The following is a 23,716-nucleotide window of genomic DNA, read 5'->3' as shown; positions in this document are numbered from 1 at the left end:
CAGCTTAACCTGTCAAGAGTCCTGTCGCCGAGTTCTCGATGTTTCCTTTCCTGGAGAGCAGCTTGCCTCAACCAAAGATCAACTGCCCGCGATCGCCGTCTAGGGTTGCCATGATCCCGACAGGCAATGCAGCATTCACCCCCTCATGGCCAAAGGGTAAGCCACTGACAATGGGCAGGCCTAAATCCGCTAGGCGATCGCCGAGGACTTCTTCAGCGGTAAAGCTGGGAACGGAGGGTTCCACTTGGCAACGGCTAAAACGACCGAGGGCAATACCTGCCACTTGGCTTAATAATCCCGTTTGCCGCCATTGGGTTAACATTCGGTCCAGGCGATAGGGGGCTTCCCCCACATCTTCAAAGGCTAAAATTGCCCCAGTTAGATCCGGGCAGTGGCGGGTATGGATCAGGTGGGTGGCCACGGCAAGATTACCTGGCAAGAGCTGCCCCGTGACGATTCCGCCTCCCCAACCTTGGCCATCTAGGGGGTCTAGGGACTTGCCCTGTACCAGATGGAAGAGACGATCTCGGCTCCATGGGGGTTCGGCGGCTAGGGTCGTCAGAACGGGGCCATGGACTCCGGCCACTCCTTCTTGAACGTAACTCCACAGGAGAGCGGTAATATCTGAGAAGCCAATGAGCCACTTGCCTGCTAGGGCCGGCCAGGCCCAGTCCTCTAATAATCGGGTTGCCCCAAATCCGCCCCGACCACAGAGAATGCCCTTAATCTCTGAGTTGGTCAAGGCATCTAAGAGGGCCTGACGGCGATCTCCATCGGAACCGGCCAAATAACCCCAGCCCCGATGCCAGGTATCATCCGCAGCAATTTTATAGCCGTGATCCCGCCAGCATTGGAGTCCGGCCAAGAATGGCTCCCTATCCCTTAATCGACCACTGGGGAAGACCACCCCAAGGCGATCGCCGGGCTGGAGAGGGGCTGGAAGTTGGGGCTGAATCATGGTTTGTTAATCTTTTTATATATGGCTGTCGCCTGTTTCCTTAAGACATTTTGCATAAGGGGGGTGTGGGGGCTTCGCCGCCAGCCAGGGGTTCCACCCCTGCACCCCGTCTCAACCAAACCATTGGTTGCTATATTATTGATTTTATACATTATTGACATAATATTAATGTCGATATTGCTATGGCAAACAGACATGGGAACGTTCATCGCTCAGCCCTAGGAGGATTGTATTCATAATGTCCAAATATCGCCATCAGTTACCCCAATTAGGGCAAGACTTTTTTTTGATGGATGGGGGATTAGAAACAACATTGATCTTTCACCACGGAGTTGACTTGCCAGAATTTGCCTCGTTTCCCCTTTTGAGGACGGCGGTTGGCCGGGAGATGCTTAATGGTTACTACCGGAAATATCTAGAGATTGCCCAGCAGGTTCAAGCTAATTTTATTCTGGATAGTGTGACTTGGCGAGCCAATTCTGACTGGGGGAGCCGTTTGGGGTACGACAGCGAAGCCCTAGCAGAGATTAACTGCGCGGCGATCGCCCATATTGAAACCCTCCGTCATGAGTACGAAAGTGACCACACTCAAATTGTCCTCAGTGGGTGTATTGGCCCCCGTGGTGATGGTTACGCCATTGAAAGTACGATGGATGCCACGGAAGCGGAAGCCTACCATTGGCCCCAAATTCATACCGTTGCCGGTACTGCCGCCGATATGGTCTGCGCCTTCACGATCAATTATCCAGAGGAAGCGATCGGGATTGTCCGGGCGGCCCAAAGGGCGCAAATTCCCATCTCCATTTCCTTCACCCTGGAAACCGATGGTCATCTGCCCAATGGCCAATCCTTACCTTCGGCGGTTCAACAAGTGGATGCTGCCACTGCCGAATACGCCAGTTACTTTATGATTAATTGTGCCCATCCGACCCACTTTGAAAAAAGTTTAATGGGCGGGGAACCGGAGTTAGGCCGGATTCGAGGGGTACGGGCGAATTCCTCCCGCAAAAGCCATCAGGAACTCAATGACTCTACAGAACTCGATAGCGGCAATCCCACAGAATTGGGACAGTATTACATTGCCATTAAGCAACAACTTCAGCAGTTGAATATTATGGGGGGCTGTTGCGGCACGGATCATCGCCATATTGCCCAAATTGCTAAGGAGTGCGCCCCCTTGTTTACCAATACGCTAACAGCTTAGTCGTTATTAATTAATTCTGGTTAATTCTGGGGATAGTGAGCAGCCAAAAAAGCTTTGGCCCCGTCGCGATCGCCGACAATGCCATCGAGGGCAGCCCAGCGCAATGCCTGTAACATCTCCCGAAATTGCGGCCCCCGCTGATATCCCAAGGCCTGCAAATCATCCCCATTTAGGGGCGACTTTTGCTCTCGCCATTGCCCTAAATACTGTTTGAGGCGATCGCCCACTGGGGTTGGGGTTTGACTGGCAATCAAAATAATCAGGGGAATATCCAACCCATCTAACCAACAGGTTAAGGTGCTGATTTTAGGCTCAGTTGCCAGAAGTGCCTGGAATTCCTCCGCCCGCGATCGCCAGATGGCTAAGCGATGGTGCAGGGGTTCTGCCAAATGTAGCTGCTCTGCCACCATCACCGCATCCCCTAGGGGAGCTAACAAAACCATCAGTAAAAGTTCCCAATCCCCTATCCCTTGGATCGTCGTAGGTTCCCCGTAGGCTTGCCACCATTCCCAGGCTAGGGCAAGACTCTGACGGGTCTGTTGGCTAAAGGGTAGATCCCGATGGAGACATTGCAACGCGCCCAAATCATTTAATTGACCTAGGGCCGTTTCCCCCGGAAAGGTGTCCTCTTCCCCCAAGGGCAATTGCAACAGGTAACGACATTCGTTGCGTAGCCGACTTTGCAGGGAAGGCAATTTCTGGCTGCGGCGTTGACTCCGCTCAAAAATGCCACTGGTCAGGGCATGGCCAATATACTCCTGGGTTTGGGCATCCAGGAGAAAGTTTAGACGCACGGCAAAGCGGACGGCGCGAAAAATACGGGTGGGATCCTCAATAAAACTATTGGGATGCAAGACCCGAATCGTCTGGCTTTGCAAGTCCTGCCAGCCACCAAAAAAATCGAGAAGTTCACCACTGTGGGGTTGGGTCAAGCGAATGGCCAGGGCATTAATCGTAAAATCGCGGCGATAGAGGTCTTGGCGAATGGAACTGGCCGCCACTTCCGGGTGGGCCGCCGGATAGGGATAAAATTCACTGCGGGCCGTGGCAATATCGATGGCAAAATCGCCAAGGGGGGAATGGTGGGGCCAATGGAGGGCCGCGGTTTGGAATTGACCATAGATCTGGACTTCGGCCTTGGGGTAATAGCCATGGAGTTCCCTTGCTAACTGCACCCCGGCCCCCTCCTGTACTCCTTGCTGAATGCCATCCACCACGAGATCGAATTCACGGGTGATGCGGCTGTAGCATTCCCCCAGATCATCCATTGCCAGATCATCCATTGATTTACGCTGATGCAGGAGCAAGAGTAAGTCCCGCACCGCTCCCCCCACCAAGTAAAGTTGCCAGCCCCGTTGACTACAGGCGATCGCGGCCTGTTCCAAAACGTGGCGTAGGGGGGGTGGCAGCAGATCTTGCAGCGGTTGAAAGAGAAATTGCCGATGGGGAGCCGTTGTCCTTTGGGAATCCGGTTGATGGTGATAGAGTTGCCGCAACACATCGGTACGGGTGACAATTCCCTGGAGGTGTCCCTGAGCATTGATCACGGGTAGCCGTCCAATGTCGTAGGTGACCATCAAGGCCTGAATCTGGGGCAGGGTGGTTGTGGTTCCAATCGTGCGTACAGGAGACTTCATATAGCCTTTGACCGGAGCATGATCAAACCCATGGTGCAGGGCAATATCCAAATCCCGGCGGGAAATGATTCCTACCAACTGACCCTGACGATCCACCACCGATAGGCCGGAATGGCCATAGCGCAATAAAACCCGATGGGCCTGCTCCACCGTTGTATCGGGTAGTACGGTTCGTACCGGGGATGACATTAACTCTTGGGCTGTGGCGGGCTGGGGAATTTGCTCAAGAAGTTGCTGGTAGATCTTCTCTAACACCCGTTCGGGTTCCGATGTTGTCAGGGTGACGGCCGCTGCTTGGGCATGGCCCCCTCCCCCTAGGGATTGCATTATGGTGGCCAAATTCACGCCAGGGACTCGACTTCGGCCAATCAAACTTAAGTGCCCTCCCGTGGCATTGGCCCGGTAATAGTGACCCAGAATCAAGGCATTGCATTCACTGAGATCCGCCAAATGGGTAATTAAGCGGGATAACCCAGGAACATACTCCGGCGTGGTCAGTAGCACCCGTCCTAAACAATGACCTTGGTGAGTTTCTTGGTGCAGATGATCCCAGGCTTGGCTCAAGAGGGGTTGCAGATCCTCGCTTAAACCAGGATCGCAAAAGTCGGCGATCGCCCGTTGGTGGGCCCCCTGTTCCAGTAACCAGGCCAAGGCCGCCGCGTCCCGGGCCGTTGTTTGCTCAAAGGTCAGCGATCCCGTATCACCGTGGATCCCTAGGGCTAAAACCGTTGCCTCCGTTGCCCTTAGGGAGACCTTTTCGGCTTGCAGCCGCTCCACAATGATGGTGCAGGTTGCGCCCACTGGCTCCAGCCATCGTTCCTGGGCAACAATATCCCCAGGGCTATCCAGATGATGGTCATAGATATAAACTTCCACCTGGGGCTGATCCAGCCATGGGACCGCTGCCCCCAATAGTTTGCGGGACTGGGTATCCACAATCCAAATGCGCCGCAGGGTCTCCGCCGTCACTGATCGCGCCTCAATTAGGGCATACTCGTCCCGGTGAAAGGCCAGGAACTCCCCCACCTTGGGATGGGATCCCCCGGTCAAAACAATTTTTGTGCCTGGATAGAGACAGCTTAAACCCACCGCCGCCCCCAGGGTGTCGAAATCAGCGGTTGTATGGCAAAGAACGATGTCCATGTATTTTTTATTTGCTTTTTATTTTTACAGTATTATTTCTGTGCCCCCACCCTGCGTCCTATCCTTGGGTATCTGCACTATCCCTTTGATGCTGTCGCCAAGCGGCATACAGTAAACAGGCAATGCCCAGATTGATGGCAATATCTGCCACATTAAAGATCGGGAAGCGAATTAAGCGGAAATCTAAAAAATCCACCACCTCTCCCTTCAGGAGGCGATCGATGCCATTACCTAAGGCTCCCCCCAATAACAGGCCATAGCCCAGTTGTTCCCAACGATCCAGGCGGGGGCCAAAGACCGCAAAGGCAATTAACAGCAAACTGACGGCCAGGGAGAGCCAGCGTAACCAGCCGCCCCCACCATTGGCAAATAGACTAAACGCCGCGCCGGTATTGGTCACATAGGTAATATGAAAGACATTGGGCCACAGGGGCGTTGTTTCTGGCGGATAGGTCAGGCTATAGGTTTGGACAATCCATAGTTTGGTTAGGCGATCGCCCAGGATTGAGACCACCGCAGCCCACCAAAAGCCAGGATTTTTCAGTTTGAACCCCTTAGGTCGCTCCATATCCTGCCGCTATCCAGGGATATTGCCGTAGCACAGGGGCAGAGTCACCCCCTCGATTAATCACGGCTCGATTAATCACTGGCGGGTTCCTCCGGAAATGTCTCCAGTTCCCCCGCTGGGCGATCGGGACTATCTAAACCATCGGGAGTCAGGGGCACGTCTTCTATAGCCGGAAAATCATCAAAATTATCAATGGGGGGCATTGGATCTACACCCATGGCGGGCTGTTCAAGGGGCTGGGTCGCCAAGGCAACGCGGTTTCCCCCCACAGATCGCAACAGATCAAGAACCTGAATAACATCATTGTAACTAACAACCTGGGAGGCCCGCAGCACCACCATGCCCTCTGGATTAAGGCGGAGATAGGTCAATAGTTCTTCGTAAAGTTCACTGCGATTTACCGGATCCTGATCCACATAAATTTGACCCACGGGATCAATGCTCACCACAAGCATCTGCCGCGATTGGGCTTGGCCCGTACTTGCCTCTGGCAAATTGAGGGTAATTGCCTGCTGTCGGGTCAAACTGACGGCCGCCAAAATAAAAAAGGTGAGGATACAAAAGACCACATCAATGAGGGGCAAAATCTCAATGCGGACATCATCGGTGTCATTGCGGAGATTAATTTTCATAGGAAAGAACGCTCGGTTTCAGAGGACTGTTGCTGAAGCCAAAATTGTCGATAGGCCAGTTCTAATTCATTACCTGTGCGCCGGAAAATCTGGGCCTGTTGCATGAGTAAGGCTTGAAAGAGTCGCTGAAAGGCCAAACTAATAATGGCCACAATTAACCCCGCCGCTGTACTAATCAGGGCCTCACTAATCCCTAGACCCACCCCTAGGGTGGCCGGTGTTCCAATATCCCCCAAGCGGATCGAACTCAGGGCACTAATTAAGCCCAGCACGGTTCCGAGGAGTCCCAGTAGTGGGGCCATGGTGATGGTTGCCTCTAGTACCTTTTCGCCACGGCGCATGGCACTAAGTTCTTCATCGGCGGCCGCTTCTAGGGCTAAACGAAAAATCTCCGGCTCCATATCCACTAATTGCAGTGGAGTATAGAGAAATCGTCCCATGGGTTGATCACAGGCTTGGGCCGCCAGATCGGTGGCTTCCTGCCAGTTCCGTTGGGCAGCGGATAAAATTTGCTCGGCCAACTTGGTTTCTCCCCGTAGGACTAGGGTCCAAAACCACACCCGTTCAAAAATAGTTCCTAGGGTTAAAATTGACAACACCAGCAGGGGCCACATTGCCAGCCCACCACGGGTAAATGCCTCTGCAATATTCACTTCTCACATCCCCAAAATGGCTCTATCCAGGTTAGATTAGCAAAAATCTCTGGACTTAGGGCCAGTCTACGTTAATTCTAAAATTCCCATCAGGGTCTTGGTTGTAGTGGCGGCCATCTTCGCCGTTCTTGGATCGGTCGGAGAGTGGAATAGTCGTTATCAAGTCTCTATAATGAGAATATATGTTAACTTTTGTAAAAAATACTGCCATGACTACTTCCTTAGCACAGCTTGCCGATCAGCTAGAAAGCTCCAGTTCCCGCGATCGCCTCTTAGCCTTGGCGGCATTGCGAGATATTCCAGCAGATGATGCCGTTCCCCTGATTAAAAAAGTGCTCTGGGATGAAAATCTGCAAATTCGCTCCATGGCGGTCTTTGCCCTGGGCGTGAAACCCACTGCGGAGTGTTTTGGTCTTTTGGTGCAGCTTTTAGAAACGGAACCGGACTACGGCATTCGCGCCGATGCGGCGGGGGCCCTGGGCTATTTGGAGGATGAACGGGCCTTTGAACCCCTGATTCGTGCGTTTTATGAGGATACGGATTGGTTGGTGCGTTTTTCAGCGGCGGTGTCCCTAGGGAATCTGAAGGATCCTCGGGGCTGTGATGCACTCCTATCGGCCCTGGAAAGTGATCAAGTACTGATGCTCCAGGGGGCGATCGCCGCTCTAGGGGAAATTGGTAATCCGGCGGTGGTGGATCACCTATTGAGGTTTGTCCAATCCGATGACTGGCTCATCCGTCAACGTTTGGCGGAGGCCCTAGGGAATTTACCCCATGCTAAGGGCATATCGGCCCTCAAATACTTAGCTAAGGATGAGAATAGCCAGGTGGCAGAGGCGGCCCAACTTTCCCTAGAGCGGTTGGCGTAGGTTAGCGGCCTGTTCCAAGAGTGCCGTGGCAAAATTTAGGGCCGGTTGATCTTTTCCTCCTCCGGCAAGCTGGGCTAGTTCGCTGGGGCGATCGGCGTCACTGAGGCTATGGATGCGAACAAGGGTACTGGATTCCTGCTCGGAAATCATCTTTTCAACGCGCAAATGGTGATCGGCCATGGCTGCCACCAGGGATTGATGGGTAACACAAAGAACTTGATGGTATTGGCTTAGGTGGTGGAGTTTCTCGGCGATCGCCTGGGCAACGCGGCCCGATACGCCCGCATCGATTTCATCAAAAATCAGGGTTTTGGGTGCTGTCACCGCCGAAAAACAGGCCTGTAGGGCCAGTAGAAACCGACTCATTTCTCCGCCAGAGGCAATGGCTCCCAGGGGTTGGGGGGGCTGGCCAGGGTTCGGGCTAAATAAAAATGTCACCTGATCACTACCCCAGGAACTCGGCGGAATGGGCTGGAACTGTACCTGAAATTGAACGTTGGCCATCCCTAAGGGTTTGAGTTGCTTAATGAGTTGGGTTTCTAGGATTTGGCCCGTCGCTACCCGTGCCTGGTGGAGGCGATCGCAGGCCTGGATCAGTTCCTGTTCGGTTTGGCGATAGCGTTCCTCCAATTCCCCTTGGGATTGGTGGCCTTGGCTATGGCGTTCTAACTCCACTGCAATGCGATCGCGGTGGTGGATCACCTCCTGAAGGGTGGGGCCATACTTGCGACAGAGACGATTGAGCTGGGCAATGCGATTGGCAACCATGTCCAGTTGATCCGGATCCGCCTCTAGGGTATCGGTATAGGTGCGGATTTGCCGGGCCGCTTCCTCTACCTGGGCGATCGCCCCCTCAATTAAATCCACCACCCCCGATAATTCTGGATCCACCGCCCGCATTTCCCCCAGGGCAACTTGGGCCTGGGCCAAAACATCGGCCGCTGCAAAATGATCATTTCCTTCGTAGAGAGCTTGGTAGGCGATGCGGCCCTGGTGCTGGAGTTGACTAACGTGGTTAAGGCGTTGGTATTGGTGTTCTAACTGTTCCAACTCCTGGGGGTCAAGGATCTGGGCTTCCTCTAATTCCTGCCATTGAAATTTTAGTAAATCCAGTTGTTGTAAACGCTGCTGCTCTCCCTGCCGCTGTTCCTCTAGGGCCCGCTTTATACCTTGCCAGGCTCGATAACAGCTTAGAACTGCTTCCCGTTCCTGCAAAAGGGTATCGCCACCAAAATCATCTAACCATTGGCGTTGTTGGTTAGGGGCGGCAAGTTGCACCGCTTGACCCTGGGCGGTAATGGCCACAAGGCGATCGCGCAGGCTTTCCAACTGTTGACGATTGACGATCACTCCATTAATGCGGGAGCGACTGCGAAAATGTTCGCCGGATAGGGAAAACTCCTTGGTGCAGACCAGTTCCCCTTCCCCTAGGGCATCGATCTCCATCTCCGTTAACCAATCCCGGAGACTAGGACTTAGATCAAAGGCCGCCTCAATCAACCCCCGCTGTGAACCCGTCCGCAGGATCCGCCCCGTTACCTTTCCCCCCAAGACCGCATCTAGGGCATCTAGGATAATGGATTTTCCGGCTCCAGTTTCCCCCGTCAGTACCGTCAACCCTGGGGTAAGGGTCACCTCAAGGTGATCAATGAGGGCAAAATTCTCGATTCGTAATGAATGGAGCATAGATTTAGGAAGGGGGTACCCTTAGACTGTAATTGATTCGGCTGTGATCGATAGATCACTTTTCCGTGGTGGCCAGTGGGCTAAACAGTCTGCCTTGAACTCCGCAAAGGTTTGATTCAGAATGGCGGCGCGGGCCCGTTGGCTAAAACCTACCAATTCCGTAATATTGTGTATGGATAGAAGCGTATAGGCTAAGAGTTCCTGGGAACGCACCAAATGACTTAAGTAGGCGCGGCTAAAGGTGCGACAGGTATAACAGGAACAGGTGGCATCCAGGGGAGCCGGATCGGTTTTGAAGCGGGCATTTTTTAGGTTCCATCGCTCCCCCTGCACCATGGCACATCCATGACGGCCCAGGCGGGTGGGAATCACACAGTCAAAGAGATCAATTCCGGCGGCGATCGCCTCTAGCATTTCTGGAAATGTCCCCACGCCCATGAGATAACGAGGTTTAGTTTCCGGCAAAATTGGGGCGGTAATGCGGACAATCTCCGGGATCAATTCCGGCGGCTCCCCCACACTGACACCACCAATGGCATACCCCGGTAAATCCAAGGGAACCATTGCTTCAGCACAGGCTTGACGTAAATCAGGATAAACGCCCCCCTGGACAATGCCAAAGAGGGCCTGATCCGGTCGGGTTTGGGCCTGGATACAGCGATCCAACCATTGTAAGGTTCGTTTTGTTGCCCGGCTCACCTGTTCCCGTGAAGCTGGATAGGGGGGGCATTCATCAAAGGCCATGATCACATCAGCCCCCAGCTGGCCCTGGATGGCGATCGCCCGCTCCGGGGTGAGATTAATTTTTTGGCCATCCCGAGGGGAACGGAAGCACACCCCCTCATCGGAGATTTCCCGCATCTGGCTCAAGCTAAAAACCTGAAACCCTCCCGAATCCGTGAGAATCGGCCCGGCCCAGCCCATAAAGGCGTGCAACCCCCCCGCCGCCGCCACAATCTCTTCTCCGGGTTGGAGATGGAGATGGTAGGTATTGGCTAGGATCATTTGCGCCCCAGTGTCCGCCAATTGGGCCGGTGTCACCGTTTTCACATTGGCCAGGGTGCCTACGGGCATAAACCGAGGGGTTTCCACAATGCCATGGGGGGTATGGAATGTCCCCGCCCGAGCCTGGCCACAACGGGCTTGACAGGTAAACTCAAACAATTTGGGTTAGCCGCCTCTATCACCATGCTTCATTTTAAGTGTTGCTGCGACTTGGTTCCTAGGTATAGCATGAACCTATAGTCAAAAAGGTTTTCCATGGTTACTCTTGTCTCACCAACTCAGACGATCGCCGCCTTAGCCCAGATGACGGCCCAACGGCTCGGCATTAAAAAATATGATCTTGGTGGGGCCAAAATTGATGAAGTATCGGTGCAGGTGCAGCAGGGGGAACCCAAACAAGTAAAAGCCTCCCAGCGATCGGGTATCACGGTACGGGTCTGGAATGAACGGGGCCAGATGGGCGTGACCAGTACCACGGATCTGGATGAGCGGGGCCTAGAATTGGCCCTGGGCATGGCCCGGGATGCCAGTCAATTTGGTGTGGAGGAGAATATCCCCGATTTTAGTCCCGAGGCTACGGCTCCCCTTCATCCCTTGGAACCGGTGCCAACAACCCTGGCCCCCGCTAATTTGCTCCTGGAAACCCTGATTCGAGCGGAAACGGCCTTACTAGAGTCCCATCCAGCGATCGCCAGTGTTCCCTATAACGGGTTAAGTCAACGCCAGGTAGAGCATTTTTATCTCAATAGTGAAGGTGCCAATCGTCACCAAGCCGACACTTCTACCACGATTTATCTCTATAGCAAAACCGATCAAGCGGGTCGTAAACCCCGCAGTGCTGGAGCCTTTCGCCTGAGCCATGGCCTTGACACCCTCGATATTGAGGGCTGCATCCAAGAAACCGCCCGCAAAACCGCCAGCCACCTCGACTATCAACCCATTATTTCCAAACCCTATCCGGTGGTGTTTTCCCCAGAAGCGATTTTGAGTTTGATCTCGGCCTTCTCTAATTTATTTAATGCCCAAAGTATTCTAGACCGCCAAAGTTTGTCTAATCTCGATTCTCTTCACCAGGCGATCGCCAGTCCCCTTCTCAATCTCTATGACGATGCCCTCCACCCCCAAAATTTAGGCGCGCCCCAGTTTGATGGCGAAGGAACCCCCACCCGCCGCGTTCCTCTCATTGAAAAGGGGGTCTTAACCGGACTCCTCCACAGTGCCGGAACCGCCAAACGGATGGCCACATCCCCCACGGGCCATGCCAATCTGGGGGCGAAAGTAACCGTGGGTGCCCATTTCTATGATCTTTTACCGGGAACAGAAGCGGATCCGGCCTACGATCGCCACCGAGGGGATGGCATTGTTTGGATTGATGACCTCCATGCCCTCCATGCGGGGGTCAAAGCTCTGCAAGGGTCTTTCTCCCTACCCTTCGATGGTTGGTTACTCCGAAACGGTGAAAAAATTAGTATTGAATCCGCCACCGTTGCCGGGGATATTCGCACCCTATTGCAAACCATTGAATACTTAGAACCCACCGCAGAATTTAGTCGCTATGGCATGGCCCCCCATGTCTGGGTCGCTCCCCTAGCCATTACCGGCGATCGGGACGCATAAATTTCCAGACTCCCATAAATTCCCAGGCTAAAGTATAAATCCCGTTCCCTGCGGCGGTACAATGGTAGCTTGGTGAACTGCACGGTAGGACATGATTTCCAGTAACGATTTTCGCACCGGGGTCAGCATTGAATTAGATGGCTCGGTCTGGCGCGTTGTTGAGTTTCTCCACGTCAAACCAGGGAAAGGATCAGCCTTTGTCCGCACAAAACTGAAAAATGTCCAGACTGGCAATGTCATGGAGCGAACCTTCCGGGCGGGGGAAACCGTGCCCCAAGCCAATTTGGAAAAACGCACCATGCAGCATACCTATAAAGATGGCAGTGATTTCGTCTTTATGGATATGGCAAGCTACGAAGAAGCCCAACTCACCCCCGATCAGATTGGCGATCGCGCCAAGTACCTCAAAGAAGGGATGGAGGTGAATATTATCCGTTGGGGTGAGCAGATACTAGAAGTGGAATTACCCAACTCCGTCAGCCTAGAAGTGATCCAAACCGATCCCGGGGTGAAGGGGGATACCGCCACCGGGGGAACCAAACCGGCGATCGTGGAAACCGGGGCCCAAGTCATGGTGCCACTATTTATTTCCATTGGCGAAAAAATTCGTATTGATACCCGATCTGATTCATACCTGGGACGGGAATAGGAGTAATAGCGTGGAGTTTGATCTGAACCAAGTACGGGAACTCCTAGTGATGTTTAATCAAACAAATGTCACGGAGTTAAATCTAAAAAGTAGTCAGTTTGAGTTGGTTCTACGGAAAGATCAGCCCTCTGCTCCCCCAGCCAGTAGTCTTTCACCAACGGTTACTGTTATGCCCTCCCCTAGCCCTACGCCAGAACCTGAACCCACCCCCCCGCCCCAAAGCAGTCGCAAAACCATTGATATTCCCTCACCCATGGTGGGAACCTTCTACCGCGCTCCGGCTCCCGATGAACCCGCCTTTGTGGATATAGGGGATACGGTTCGCAAGGGACAGGTGGTCTGCATCATCGAAGCCATGAAACTCATGAATGAAATAGAGGCAGAAGTCAACGGTCAGGTGGTGGAAATCCTGGTGGAAAACGGTGAACCCATTGAATATGGCCAGCCCCTTTTGCGGATTCTGCCCACCTAAGCCGGTATAAGCTGGTAACAACCGTGATCTAGGGGAACGGGACTGGTGCGATTCGAACGCACGACCTAGTGCTTAGGAGGCACTCGCTCTATCCTGCTGAGCTACAGCCCCAAATTCATAGACTTTTTATGATAATCAGCTTCTAGTATACCGATTTAGGATTCCAGGCCCAATTTGCATACCCAATCATGCCGTTTTCTGGAGTTGCGTTTTAGGTCTGGAATCTGTTTAACTGTACGGATAGGTGTGAGTATATTGTGTGCATGAAAGTATTTTCCTGGACAGCCATTCTTGCTTTGATGGGTGTGGGCATCACCCCACCTACCTGGGCCCAAGCCACGGATCCATCGGCTCCCCAGTGGCAGGAAGTCCCCACCACCACCAGTGGCCCCTCCTTTGATGTTGCTCCCCAGGATACCAACACACCTCAATGGCAAGAAGTCACACCGACGGGGCCCGTATCTATTCCATCACCCCCCAGTTCTAGCCCGGTCTTTGTCGAAACCCCCGATCCCCTAGAGCAGCATGCCGATGAGCCAACCACGCCCACGGTTGCCGATGACCCCGTCCAGCCCCTACCTCCTGTGGCCATTTCCGATCCGGAGTACACGATTCCGCCCCTAATGCGGCCGCCCATTCGTCTCTACAATATAGAAACTGCCAACCTATTGCCCCCTGGAATGCTGCAACTGAGTGGCGGTCTCACCACTTTCCGCAGTGATGAAGTCAGTGGCGGCGGTGCAGGGTTGCAAATCTTCTACGGAACCGTGGATTTTGGCCTGAACGAAGATATGCAAATTAGCCTCACGGGGAACTACTTTGATGATCCCCTAGGGCGTTTGGTGAATGGTTTGCAACCTGATCTCCAGTATGGCGCAGTGGGAGCCAGTCTCAAATACCGCTTCCATAACAGTGACAATCTAGCGATCGCCATTATGGGTGGTGTTGAATTGCTGCGGGTGCGCTCCGATAATTTTATGTTTGCCTCTAGCGCAGAGGTGCAAGGTTCCTACACCGCCGCTGGCTCTTTGGAAATGCCCCTCACCTATAGGGTGACACCCCAACTCCAATGGCACTTTACACCGGCCGTTGCTTTTTTACCTGAAAATGTCAATGGTGCGGACTTCTATGGCACCAATATTAGTTTTGGAACCGGCCTGAGTTGGCAACCCCACGAGCGGGTCAACTTTTTCACGGATATTATTATGCCGGTGGGCCCCGGTGGCAATACGGTGCGGGCCAGTGATGGGGCCATCACCAATTTTCCGGTCTGGAGTGCGGGCGTTCGGTTCCTGGTTAACCCGGCGGTGAGCATGGATCTGGCGGCCACCAATAGTTTTGGGGTGACACCGACAACGCGCACCCTGGCCTTTTTGCCCGATGGCGATCACATTGCCCTGCGGGCGGGCTTGACCTATACCCCGGATCTGGGTTTAGACTATGCGCCGAGTTTTTTACCTAGTTTTCGTAGCGGCCCCCGTCAACCCTTGGATCAGCGCGATCGCCAGTTATTGTTAGATGGAATTACGATTCCAACGGCAGATACCCTGCCCCCAGGTATGCTACGGGTGCGCGGCAGTGCCGGGGATGTGGGTCAGGGGGTTAATATTGCCATCGGTGTAGTCCATGATGCCCAATTTGAAGTGGCCGTTGAGCAGTTAGAGCCAGGGGTAGATTTACTTGAAAATGTGGACTACAGCGGTAATCTCAACCTTGGACTGGCGGCTAAATTACGCTTTTTAGATCAAGTCCAGGGGGATCCCTTTTCCTTTGCCTTTAAGGGATCCTTTAATCGCGGCTTTTTACAGGGAGAGGAGAATTTTGGTAGTCGCTCGGTGGCGGTACTAGAACTTCCCTTTACCTACCGTCCCATCGAACCCCTAGCCTTGTTTCTAAATCCTAAGTTTGGTCTTCTAACTGGGGATACTCGCGTGGGCGGGGTCGGCTTGGGGGTCAACTACGAGGTTGTGCCTGGATTACAGTTCATTGGTGAAGCAACCCCCATTGTCACCGGTGAGCGGAGTGTGTTTAGTGTAGGGATGCGTTATCTGATTCCCCAGTGGAATGTGGGTATTGATGTCTATGGCAGTAATGCAGCGGGTCAGAATATGGCCGTCGGCGGATTAATTGGCCAAAGTTCCCCAGGGGTAGGGGTGAATATCCAGTGGCTCTTTGGCGGACGGCGTTAATACTATATCCCAGCCAAATTTTTGCCAGACTTATTTACCAATGCAAAATCGACTAAAAATTTGATCTAAAACCGACTCATTCACATCTTCGCCGGTAAGTTCCCCAAGGGCCCGGGCCGCAGCCCGCAGATCAATTGTCCAAAAATCTAGGGGTAAGTCGGCGGCGATCGCCTCAATAGTATGCTCCAAAAATTGACTCACCTGAGCGAGAATACTGGCTTGGCGTTGATTAATGGCCAGATCTAAATTAGTTGCCTGTAAATCCCCTTGGGTCATTAAGTGCAAAATCCCCTGCTCAAGCTCTAGAATTCCTTGGTGTTGCAGGGCAGACAGGCAAACAATAGGTAGGCTACGTAAGGATAGTTCAGCCAACGATTCTAGAAGGGCTTGGGGTTGAACATTGGGATCAACTAGATCGATTTTATTGATCACAATGAGAATTTTTTTACCCCTTGGCCGGTGTCCACTACAGAGGCGATCGTATATGGCCTGTTCCCCATCGGTCCAACCCTGTTGGGCATCCACCACAAATAGAACTAAATCCGCTTGGGCCGCCGCCTGGGTGGATCGCTCTACCCCCAATTGCTCTACCCGATCCTCCGTGGCCCGAATCCCCGCCGTATCCAAGACTTGAATGGGAATCCCCCCCACCACTAGCTGAGATTCCACCACATCCCGGGTGGTGCCCGGTAAATCCGTGACAATGGCGCGATCGCAGCGGCTCCAAGCATTTAATAAACTGGACTTCCCCACATTGGGCTGACCAACGATCGCCACCTTGAGGCCCGTGCGAATTAACTCGCCGCGATCGGCCGTTGCTAAAATGTGCTGAACCTGGTGATGGAGTCCAAGGATGTCCTGGCGTACCTGCTCCCCATTCAAAGGGGGTAGGTCATCGGCAAAATCCAGACGGGCTTCAATTTCCGTCAGCAATTCTAAACAGGCGGCGCGAATTTGCCCTAGGGGTTGGGTGAGTTTTCCTTGTAGACCGGCCAGGGCATACTGGGCCGCTTGGGGGGATTTCGCTCCCACCAGATCCGCCACGCTTTCCGCTTGGGTCAGATCTAGGCGGCCATTCAAAAAAGCCCGTAGGGTAAATTCTCCGGGTTGGGCGAGTTGGGCCCCTTGGCTCAGGCACAGTTGGAGAACCTGCTGCACCGGCATCATCCCCCCGTGGCAGTGAAACTCCACCACATCTTCGCGGGTATAGGAGCGGGGAGCCAGCATCAAGAGGAGAAGAGCTTCATCAATGATCTGTTCGCCCTGGGGATCCCTGATGTGGCCATAGAGAATACGATGACTCTGCCAGGCTTGGTGTCCAGGGGCGTGGAAAAGTGACTGAGCGATCGCCACGGACTCGGGCCCCGACAGACGGACAATACCAATACTGCCCTGCTGGGGAACAATAGCCGTTGCGATCGCTGCAATGGTTGAGGATCGATTCACATTTTAGAAATTAAACGTTAGAGACTAAACGCTAAAAATTCATCTCCGCCGCCTGCACCTTTTCCACCTGCTTCTTCTTCAGAACCAAGAGGATTTGGGAGAGGGTAATGGCCGCAAAGAAGACCAATAGCCACTTAATCCGGTTGGGATCCTGGAGGACAATTTCCGTATCCTTTTGACCAAAACCACCCACATTGGGATTGGTGGTCAGAGCTTCCCCCGCAGCCACCACTTGACCATCAGAGACGATCAATTCTGGTCCCGCAGGAATGGTTTCGGCAACGGATTCGCCACTATCAGAGGTAATGGTGGCCACTAAACTACCATCGTCCCCAGTGGTGAGGCTTACCGTGCCGGCGATCGCAGCGGTATAAACGGTGTTATTGGTTTTGTCCCCGGTGGGATAGACCTGACCCCGGCCCCGATTGCCGCCAGCATGAACCGAGTATTTACCAAAGTGAATGGTCTTATCATTAGCGGGATTGGGAGCAAGTACCGGAAAGACAATTTCTTGATACTGCTCACCGGGCAAGGGGCCCACCAGAATAATATTTTGCTTATCGTCACTGTAGGGCTGGTAATAGACCCCAGAAACCTTTTCCTGAAGTTCTTCCGGGATGCGATCCGCTGGGGCAATGGTAAAGCCCTCCGGTAGCATCAACACCGCCCCAACATTAAGGCCCCCCTTGGAGCCATCCCCTAACACCTGCTGCACACTGGTATCATAGGGAATTTTGACGACGGCTTCAAAAACTGAGTCCGGTGTCACCGCTTGGGGGACTTCGATTTCCGTGGGCTTGGCCGCCAGGTGACAGTTAGCACAGACAATGCGACCCGTGGCTTCCCTGGGGCTATCGTATCCCTGCTGGGCATAGAAGGGATAGGCCTGGGCTGGGGGGGTAGCCAGCCAAAGTTGGCCGATTAAAAGGGCCCCACAGAGGCAGAAAAATGCGATCAACGATTTCATTGATTTCATCAAAAATTTCATGAAGATTACCTGTCCTTACGTCCACCAAGGCTCTTTACCCGTCCGGAAGTCCGTATCCGTCCAAGGGGTGAAGACGAGTTTGTCATCGGTTACGGTTGTTTGGGCAAGGGCCAACGACAGAGGAGCCGGGCCACGCACCACCTTACCCGTGCTGTCGTACTGGGAGCCATGACAAGGGCAGATAAACTTATTCTCACTGACATTCCAGGGAACCACGCAGCCCAAATGGGTACAGACCGCATTTAAGCCATAGTTGGCAATGGTGTGATCCTCTTCAATGACAATGTAGGTGGGATCTCCCTTAATGCCTTGGGCCAGGGAGCGATCGCCCGCGAGGTGCTTACTCAGGTAATCAGTGACATTAATGGCATTGCCAAGGGCATCTTTAGCGATGACCCCCCCTCCTGTCCCACCGGCCGAGGGAGGAATAAAATAGCGAATGACCGGATATAAGGCTCCCAACGCAGTACCGGTGATGGTACCGAAGGTGAGCAGGTTCATAAATTGACGACGGCCCATATCGGGCACATCAGACGTTCCAGAGACTTGAGCCATGGTTTACGGAGTTTACTAAGGAATCTACAATCTACAGGCGTAAATAATTACGTTTGTTAAGCCCATTATCACATCTGCGGTCACGTCCTGGCAGTCCTCGACTAGAATCTTTGCCGGGAATTATGCTTTAGCCGGGGGGATTGAGTTTGGCAACTAATAACTGATTGGTTAATTTTGGATCCGCCCGCCCGCCCGTTTTTTTCATCATCTGCCCCACAAAAAAGCCCTGGAGCTTGGTTTTGCCAGCTCGGTATTGCTCTAGTTCCTGGGGATGGGCCGCCAATAGCTCATCAATGATGGCGTTGAGGGTGCCGGCATCAGAAATTTGGCTGAGTCCTTTTTTCTCCACTAGGGCCTTCGCAGACCCGCCGTTTTTCAGGAGTTCAGGCAGCATATCCTTGGCAATTTTGCTGCTGATCGTGCCATCTTCGATTAGGGCAATGAGTTCGGCTAAATGATCCGGGGTTAGGGGCAAATCCCGAATGGATTGCTTAGTCTCTTTGGCATAGGCCGTCATGTCCCCCATGATCCAGTTGGCGGCCTGTTTGGCTACGGCTCCGGCGGCAATGGTGGCTTCCAAATATTCAGCGGTGCCCCGTTCATCGGTTAAGACCCGACTATCGTAGGCAGACAGACCCCAGTCTTCTTGGTAACGATGACGCTTCTGGGCCGGTAATTCCGGTAGTTCACTGCGCCAAAGATCCCGCTGCTGCTCACTCACCTCAATGGGCCCCAGATCTGGCTCAGGAAAATATCGATAATCGCTAGATCCTTCCTTGACCCGCATCGTAAACGTGGCTTGGGTATTTTCGTCCCAGAGCCGGGTTTCTTGAATAATTTTTTCTCCCGCCTTAATGGCCGTAATTTGGCGATCAATTTCAAAGTCAATCGCCCGTTGAATGGCATTAAAGGAGTTCATATTCTTAATTTCCACCTTCGTGCCAAAGGCTTCTCTGCCTTCAGGACGGACGGAAATATTCACATCACAGCGGAGGGAACCTTCCTGCATATTCCCATCACATACACCCAAATAACGCAAAATTCGCCGCAATTCCTGGGCATATTCCGCCGCTTCCTGGCCCGATCGCAGATCCGGCTCGGAGACAATTTCCGCTAGGGGAACTCCGGCCCGGTTCAAATCCACCAGGGAATAGGTCGACCCCGAGAGGCGATCGCTGCCTGCATGGACTAATTTTCCGGCATCTTCTTCCATGTGCAGGCGGGTAATGCCAATTCGTTTGCGGCGGGGCTGATCATTCTCGTCAATGAGTTCAATTTCTAAGAAACCCTGCTCAGCAATGGGTAAATCGTACTGGGAAATTTGGTAGTTCTTGGGTAAATCAGGGTAGAAATACTGCTTGCGATCGAATTTGCTGTAGGGGGCAATGTGGCAATTGAGAGCTAACCCTGCCTTGACGGCATACTCTAAGACTTTGGCATTGAGGACGGGCAAGGTACCCGGTAGGCCCAAACAAATGGGATCAATGTGGGTATTGGGATCTGCTCCAAACGCGCTGGAGCTACTGGAGAAAATCTTGGTGTTGGTGCTGAGTTGACAGTGAATTTCCAGGCCAATTACCGCTTCGTACACCGTATTTTCAGGATCAGGGTTCTCAGGATTAATGTCGGGTTCAATGGGTGCGGACGGCGGTGGCTCTGGGGATGTATTCTCAACCGGGGCATTCTTGGCCAGGGTCGGGGAGGGTGATTTCACCTCTGACAGGGGAGTCTGATCATCATGATCCAGGTTATTTTTTTTCTTGGATTTTTTTCGTGCTGCCTTTGCCATAAACTACTCATCTCCCTCCACTAGGGCTTGGTAGGCGGTGGCCGTCAGGGCCCCTTCGATGTCATCTTCATTATCTAGGCGTACTTTCACGAGCCAGCCTTCGCCGTAGGGATCTGCGGCTAATTCTTCTGGGGTATCGGCGATCGCCTGGTTACTTTCAATCACCGTTCCGGTTACGGGGGAATACATTTCCTCAACGGCCTTCACCGACTCAATGGTGCCAAAGCGTTCCCCTTGGATTAATTTATCGCCTTCCTGGGGAATTTCAATAAAGACAATATCTCCCAGTTGATCGACCGCAAAGGCACTAATGCCAATGGTGGCGATTTCCCCTTCAATACGCACATACTCATGACTATCCAGGTATTGAAGATCATCCGGGTACTCTAAGGTCATAGACTCATCTCACTGCCGTGGTTTCTTTTATTATCATCTCAGGGGTCGGCCCGGCCGAGCCTAACGGCGGCCACAAATAGGCCAATACCGAGGGGCAATGCCAGGGCTAAAATAGCCGATGTCACCCCAAAACCCAGTTGGGCCTCTCCAGAGGATAACTCAAAGATGCAGCCCACGGTCGCAATAAAGGCAATGCAGGCCCCACCTAAAAATACATAACTTTTAGCAACCACGCCGAACCTCAACCTGCCACGGGGCGAACGGCATTGCGGGAAAAACCATGCTCCGATAATTCTTGATTCAGGAGTAATTTATTTTCCACCCGATCCACAAACATCACCCCTGTGAGGTGGTCAATTTCATGCTGGATGGCCCGGCATAGCAAGCCGCTGGCATAAAGTAGTTGGGGGCGGCCCCACTCGTCCTTGTAGCTGACCTCAATCATTTCCGGCCGCTTCACATCCAAAAAGACCCCAGGAATACTCAAGCAGCCTTCTTGACCCAATTCCAACAAGGGACTGGCTTCGCGGATCACCGGGTTGATCATAATCAGGGGCGGATTGGCGGCTTCATCGGGGTGAAGATCAATGACTAAAAGCTGTTTATTAATCCCCACCTGGGGGGCGGCCAGGCCAATGCCATCGGCACTGTACATGGTTTGTAGCATATCCCGTACGGTTTGGCGGATACTGTCATTGACTTGGCTAATCCGTTTAGCGGGCTGGCGCAGTACCCGATCGCCGAGGACGTGAATTTTGAAGGGAGGTTTTTTAACTTTTTCTTTTTCAACGGAGAGAGTTGCAGAGATGGCCATGGCACTAATTGATTACTAAAAAAACTAACAGATACTCTTACTCTAACACTACATATCTGATATCCTTGGCATCCTTAGATGACATACCCTATCGGATGAAATACCCTTGGATCGTTGGATAGCAATGGGTTAGGAATAGTTGACCGGTTTATCCCACAGGTTCCTAGGATTGCTCAAGGGGCTTGATTTTGAGGCGATCGCCCACGGCAAGGCTAATTTCAGCGGCCCGACCACCCCGCAGTTCTAACACATGATCGATGATTTGATTCGGGCCGTAGGTGGGGCAGGGATCGTCATAACAGGGGGGGGCATTTTCAGCAATATCAATAACTTCCCCCTCATAGATAAAAATCAGATCCAAGGAAATAAGGCAATTTTTCATCCAGAAGCTTACCAATTGGGGCGGATCAAAGGGAAATAACATCCCCCGATTATCCGCTAATTCACTGCGATACATCAATCCTAGGGCTTGCTGGGCAGGAGTTTTGGCGACTTCCAGATCAATAACCGTCTCGCCAATGATCGCCTGGGCCGTAATCGGCAAAATTTGGGAAACCCCAGCGATCGCCACATTAGAATTTTGAGAATTTAGACTAGGTTGCTCAAGGGCTTGACAGCCGATAACCGTCAATGCCACCCCTAGGGCTAAAAAAAATGAGTAAATCTGCTTAACCTGCTTAAATTTAAGCTTCCCGGAGAACATACCCCACCCCTCGCACCGTATGGATCAATCGTTTTTCGCCATCGGGTTCAATTTTTAGCCGTAAATAACGGACATAAACCTCAATGACATTGGACTCCCCCAGGAAGTCATAGCCCCAGACATTCTCTAAAATCTTGTCTCGACTAAGAACTTGGCGGGGATGCTCCATTAAAAATTTCAGGAGTTCGTATTCCTTCATCGTTAAATCTATCAAGCGACCATTCCGCTCGGCCCGCCGCGTGGCTAAATCCAGAACCAGGGTCTCAAATCGCAGTTGTTCCCCACTTGGGGCCGTTGGTTTCAGGTAAAGCTGAACCATGTCTAAAAACTGTTGATCGCGGTAGGGCTTGAGGAGATAGTCATCGGCTCCGGCTTCTAAACAGTTCACCCGATCCTCTAGGCGATCGCTCTCCATGATTAACAGGAGTGGTAAGGTAATTTTTTCCTGACGGATTTTACGACACAGATCTAGGCCGCTCACGTTATCGGGGCGATGCTCCATGGCCAGGTCGTCCACAATCACTAGGGCCGGTTGCCATTCCTGGCAGGCCAACTGACAGTCCGCAAACGTTGCCGCCGTTACCGGGTCATACCCCGCCTGTTGTAGGTCTTGGCCAATTTGCTGGGCGAGGGCCGAGTCAGTCATGACCAATAAAATTCGCGGGGCGGCGATCGCAAAGGTAGGTTCCATAGGCTCAGAAAATCAGGCCACCTCTAACGTACCTTGACCTAGGGACGAAACGCACCCTAAACAAGTTTCCCATCTCAAAGAAGGGTAATCAGGGCATAATTCTGTCCTGAATCCTGGTCTGGATTAACCCTTAGGTGAACTGCTGACTGAGCATCAAGGGGTTATGAACCGTAATTTTTTTCTTCTGGATCGAAATCATATTTTGATCCCGTAATTCCCCTAGCAGCCGGGTAACGGTGACACGGGTTGAACCAATGGCCTCGGCGATCGCTTGGTGGGAGAGTTTCAAATCCACCGTGACCCCAGTTGCCCCCGGAATCCCAAAATCGCGGCAAAGAATCAGTAAAAAGCTGACGAGACGTGACCCCATATCTCGATGGGCCAGGGTTTCAATCATCATTTCCGTTTGTAAAATTCGGGAGGATAGACCCTGAATCATCAGCATCGGTAGGGTGGGATCCTCGTGCATGGCCTTTTCAACCTGCTCAATGGGCACGGAAAGCAATTCCGTCGGCGTAAAGGCAACCGCATGGTAAAAGCGATCGGAGCGAGTTCCCGTAGCCAGGGACAACACCCCAAAGACGCTATTTTCCCGTAAAAGCGCAACCGTAATCTCTTCCCCTGCCTCGTAGACCCGCGATAACTTCACCGCACCCTTCAGTAAGAAGTACACTTTCTCAGCCGGATCACCCGGGAAAAAGATGGTTTTACCCCGGTCAAAGACTTCCGTTGCGGTCGGGAACATCCCACTGGCCATCTGCCGAAAAATGGCGGCCAGCGGTTGATCGCTAGTAGTTACCATAGATTGGTTGACTATCCTGTGCCATAGGTTAAATGACTGTTAGTAAAGGCAAGGGAAGAGCATCCATCTAACCCTGCCATGGTGCATCTACTGTATGCTCAGACTCTGTAATCAGATTCTTGCCATTGGAGTTTTAGTTAAACGGATTGTGGCCCTGTATTTTGTATCTCATGATACACTTTATCGGTGTTAATGAGCCTAGGACGTAAACATAGATACAGTAATGGGCCAAAAAGGGGGAAACTGGCCA

The 23,716-nt window shown here is 52.6% G+C and carries 23 protein-coding genes and 1 tRNA gene; 6 read left to right on the top strand and 18 right to left on the bottom strand.

What is annotated here, in order from left to right:
• Window positions 1–67: 67 nt before the first annotated feature.
• On the bottom strand, window positions 68–958 hold the full coding sequence (locus L3556_RS08185) for a S66 peptidase family protein (RefSeq protein WP_277866794.1): 891 nt from the start codon (window positions 956–958) through the stop codon (window positions 68–70).
• A gap of 238 nt (window positions 959–1,196) precedes the next feature.
• On the opposite strand from L3556_RS08185, the gene L3556_RS08180 reads away from it, so the two are divergent.
• Window positions 1,197–2,162: a homocysteine S-methyltransferase family protein gene (locus tag L3556_RS08180; protein WP_277866793.1), complete on the top strand. Its 966-nt coding sequence runs from the start codon at window positions 1,197–1,199 to the stop codon at window positions 2,160–2,162.
• A gap of 20 nt (window positions 2,163–2,182) precedes the next feature.
• Here the strand turns inward: L3556_RS08180 and L3556_RS08175 are convergent, their stop codons facing one another.
• From L3556_RS08175 to L3556_RS08160, 4 genes are all read right to left on the bottom strand, one after another.
• A complete protein-coding gene (locus L3556_RS08175) occupies window positions 2,183–4,942 on the bottom strand; it encodes a CBS domain-containing protein (RefSeq protein WP_277866792.1) in 2,760 nt (919 codons plus the stop codon).
• Window positions 4,943–5,000: 58 nt separating this feature from the next.
• Window positions 5,001–5,510, bottom strand: a complete 510-nt coding sequence (gene lspA / locus L3556_RS08170) for a signal peptidase II (RefSeq protein WP_277866791.1) — start codon at window positions 5,508–5,510, stop codon at window positions 5,001–5,003.
• Window positions 5,511–5,581: 71 nt separating this feature from the next.
• Window positions 5,582–6,142 carry an ExbD/TolR family protein gene (locus tag L3556_RS08165; RefSeq protein WP_277866790.1) on the bottom strand — a complete coding sequence of 187 codons (561 nt, stop codon included), beginning with the start codon at window positions 6,140–6,142 and terminating at the stop codon, window positions 5,582–5,584.
• Complete coding sequence (locus L3556_RS08160; RefSeq protein ID WP_422110756.1) at window positions 6,139–6,795, bottom strand: MotA/TolQ/ExbB proton channel family protein; 657 nt, start codon at window positions 6,793–6,795, stop codon at window positions 6,139–6,141. The genes L3556_RS08165 and L3556_RS08160 overlap by 4 nt, the downstream gene beginning before the upstream one ends.
• Before the next feature lie 209 nt (window positions 6,796–7,004).
• Here L3556_RS08160 and L3556_RS08155 point away from each other — a divergent pair, with 209 nt between their 5' ends.
• The gene (locus L3556_RS08155) at window positions 7,005–7,664 is read left to right on the top strand and encodes a HEAT repeat domain-containing protein (RefSeq protein WP_277866789.1); all 660 of its coding nucleotides are present in this window, start codon (window positions 7,005–7,007) and stop codon (window positions 7,662–7,664) included.
• Here L3556_RS08155 and recN read toward each other — a convergent pair.
• Both recN and tgt read right to left on the bottom strand, forming a co-directional pair.
• Complete coding sequence (gene recN / locus L3556_RS08150) at window positions 7,647–9,350, bottom strand: DNA repair protein RecN (RefSeq protein WP_277866788.1); 1,704 nt, start codon at window positions 9,348–9,350, stop codon at window positions 7,647–7,649. The genes L3556_RS08155 and recN overlap by 18 nt on opposite strands.
• A gap of 21 nt (window positions 9,351–9,371) precedes the next feature.
• Complete coding sequence (tgt, locus tag L3556_RS08145; protein WP_277866787.1) at window positions 9,372–10,514, bottom strand: tRNA guanosine(34) transglycosylase Tgt; 1,143 nt, start codon at window positions 10,512–10,514, stop codon at window positions 9,372–9,374.
• 96 nt (window positions 10,515–10,610) lie between these two features.
• Between tgt and L3556_RS08140 the strand changes: the two genes are divergently transcribed.
• From L3556_RS08140 to accB, 3 genes are all read left to right on the top strand, one after another.
• Complete coding sequence (locus L3556_RS08140; protein WP_277866786.1) at window positions 10,611–11,972, top strand: TldD/PmbA family protein; 1,362 nt, start codon at window positions 10,611–10,613, stop codon at window positions 11,970–11,972.
• Window positions 11,973–12,063: 91 nt separating this feature from the next.
• Complete coding sequence (gene efp, locus L3556_RS08135; RefSeq protein ID WP_277866785.1) at window positions 12,064–12,621, top strand: elongation factor P; 558 nt, start codon at window positions 12,064–12,066, stop codon at window positions 12,619–12,621.
• A gap of 10 nt (window positions 12,622–12,631) precedes the next feature.
• Window positions 12,632–13,093 (top strand): acetyl-CoA carboxylase biotin carboxyl carrier protein, encoded by a 462-nt coding sequence (gene accB / locus L3556_RS08130; RefSeq protein WP_277866784.1) that lies wholly within the window; start codon window positions 12,632–12,634, stop codon window positions 13,091–13,093.
• Window positions 13,094–13,130: 37 nt separating this feature from the next.
• On the opposite strand, the gene L3556_RS08125 is transcribed toward accB, so the two are convergent.
• A tRNA-Arg gene (locus tag L3556_RS08125) sits at window positions 13,131–13,204 on the bottom strand.
• 152 nt (window positions 13,205–13,356) lie between these two features.
• Here L3556_RS08125 and L3556_RS08120 point away from each other — a divergent pair.
• Complete coding sequence (locus tag L3556_RS08120; RefSeq protein ID WP_277866783.1) at window positions 13,357–15,282, top strand: hypothetical protein; 1,926 nt, start codon at window positions 13,357–13,359, stop codon at window positions 15,280–15,282.
• 30 nt (window positions 15,283–15,312) lie between these two features.
• Here the strand turns inward: L3556_RS08120 and mnmE are convergent, their stop codons facing one another.
• From mnmE to ntcA, 10 genes are all read right to left on the bottom strand, one after another.
• Window positions 15,313–16,728: a tRNA uridine-5-carboxymethylaminomethyl(34) synthesis GTPase MnmE gene (gene mnmE, locus L3556_RS08115; protein ID WP_277866782.1), complete on the bottom strand. Its 1,416-nt coding sequence runs from the start codon at window positions 16,726–16,728 to the stop codon at window positions 15,313–15,315.
• Between the two features lie 31 nt (window positions 16,729–16,759).
• Window positions 16,760–17,695 carry a cytochrome f gene (gene petA, locus L3556_RS08110; RefSeq protein ID WP_277866781.1) on the bottom strand — a complete coding sequence of 312 codons (936 nt, stop codon included), beginning with the start codon at window positions 17,693–17,695 and terminating at the stop codon, window positions 16,760–16,762.
• A gap of 36 nt (window positions 17,696–17,731) precedes the next feature.
• Complete coding sequence (gene petC, locus L3556_RS08105) at window positions 17,732–18,271, bottom strand: cytochrome b6-f complex iron-sulfur subunit (protein WP_277866780.1); 540 nt, start codon at window positions 18,269–18,271, stop codon at window positions 17,732–17,734.
• A 127-nt stretch (window positions 18,272–18,398) separates the two neighbouring features.
• Window positions 18,399–20,060: an Asp-tRNA(Asn)/Glu-tRNA(Gln) amidotransferase subunit GatB gene (gene gatB, locus L3556_RS08100; RefSeq protein WP_277866779.1), complete on the bottom strand. Its 1,662-nt coding sequence runs from the start codon at window positions 20,058–20,060 to the stop codon at window positions 18,399–18,401.
• A gap of 3 nt (window positions 20,061–20,063) precedes the next feature.
• A complete protein-coding gene (gcvH, locus tag L3556_RS08095; RefSeq protein ID WP_277866778.1) occupies window positions 20,064–20,456 on the bottom strand; it encodes a glycine cleavage system protein GcvH in 393 nt (130 codons plus the stop codon).
• 38 nt (window positions 20,457–20,494) lie between these two features.
• Window positions 20,495–20,689 carry a hypothetical protein gene (locus tag L3556_RS08090; RefSeq protein ID WP_277866777.1) on the bottom strand — a complete coding sequence of 65 codons (195 nt, stop codon included), beginning with the start codon at window positions 20,687–20,689 and terminating at the stop codon, window positions 20,495–20,497.
• A gap of 8 nt (window positions 20,690–20,697) precedes the next feature.
• Entirely contained in the window at window positions 20,698–21,264 is a 567-nt protein-coding gene (gene def / locus L3556_RS08085) for a peptide deformylase (RefSeq protein ID WP_277867621.1), read from the bottom strand.
• Window positions 21,265–21,433: 169 nt separating this feature from the next.
• Window positions 21,434–21,973, bottom strand: a complete 540-nt coding sequence (locus tag L3556_RS08080) for a DUF192 domain-containing protein (RefSeq protein WP_277866776.1) — start codon at window positions 21,971–21,973, stop codon at window positions 21,434–21,436.
• Complete coding sequence (gene nblR / locus L3556_RS08075; RefSeq protein WP_277866775.1) at window positions 21,954–22,664, bottom strand: response regulator transcription factor NblR; 711 nt, start codon at window positions 22,662–22,664, stop codon at window positions 21,954–21,956. Before nblR ends, L3556_RS08080 begins: the two co-directional genes overlap by 20 nt.
• 130 nt (window positions 22,665–22,794) lie before the next feature.
• Window positions 22,795–23,466, bottom strand: a complete 672-nt coding sequence (ntcA, locus tag L3556_RS08070; RefSeq protein WP_277866774.1) for a global nitrogen regulator NtcA — start codon at window positions 23,464–23,466, stop codon at window positions 22,795–22,797.
• Window positions 23,467–23,716 lie beyond the last annotated feature (250 nt).

The sequence above is a fragment of the Candidatus Synechococcus calcipolaris G9 genome, from assembly GCF_029582805.1.
Classification (GTDB): Bacteria; Cyanobacteriota; Cyanobacteriia; order Thermosynechococcales; family Thermosynechococcaceae; genus Synechococcus_F; species Synechococcus_F calcipolaris.
The sequence above is the reverse complement of the archived record's forward strand: the minus strand, read 5'-3'. Positions and strand labels throughout refer to the sequence as shown.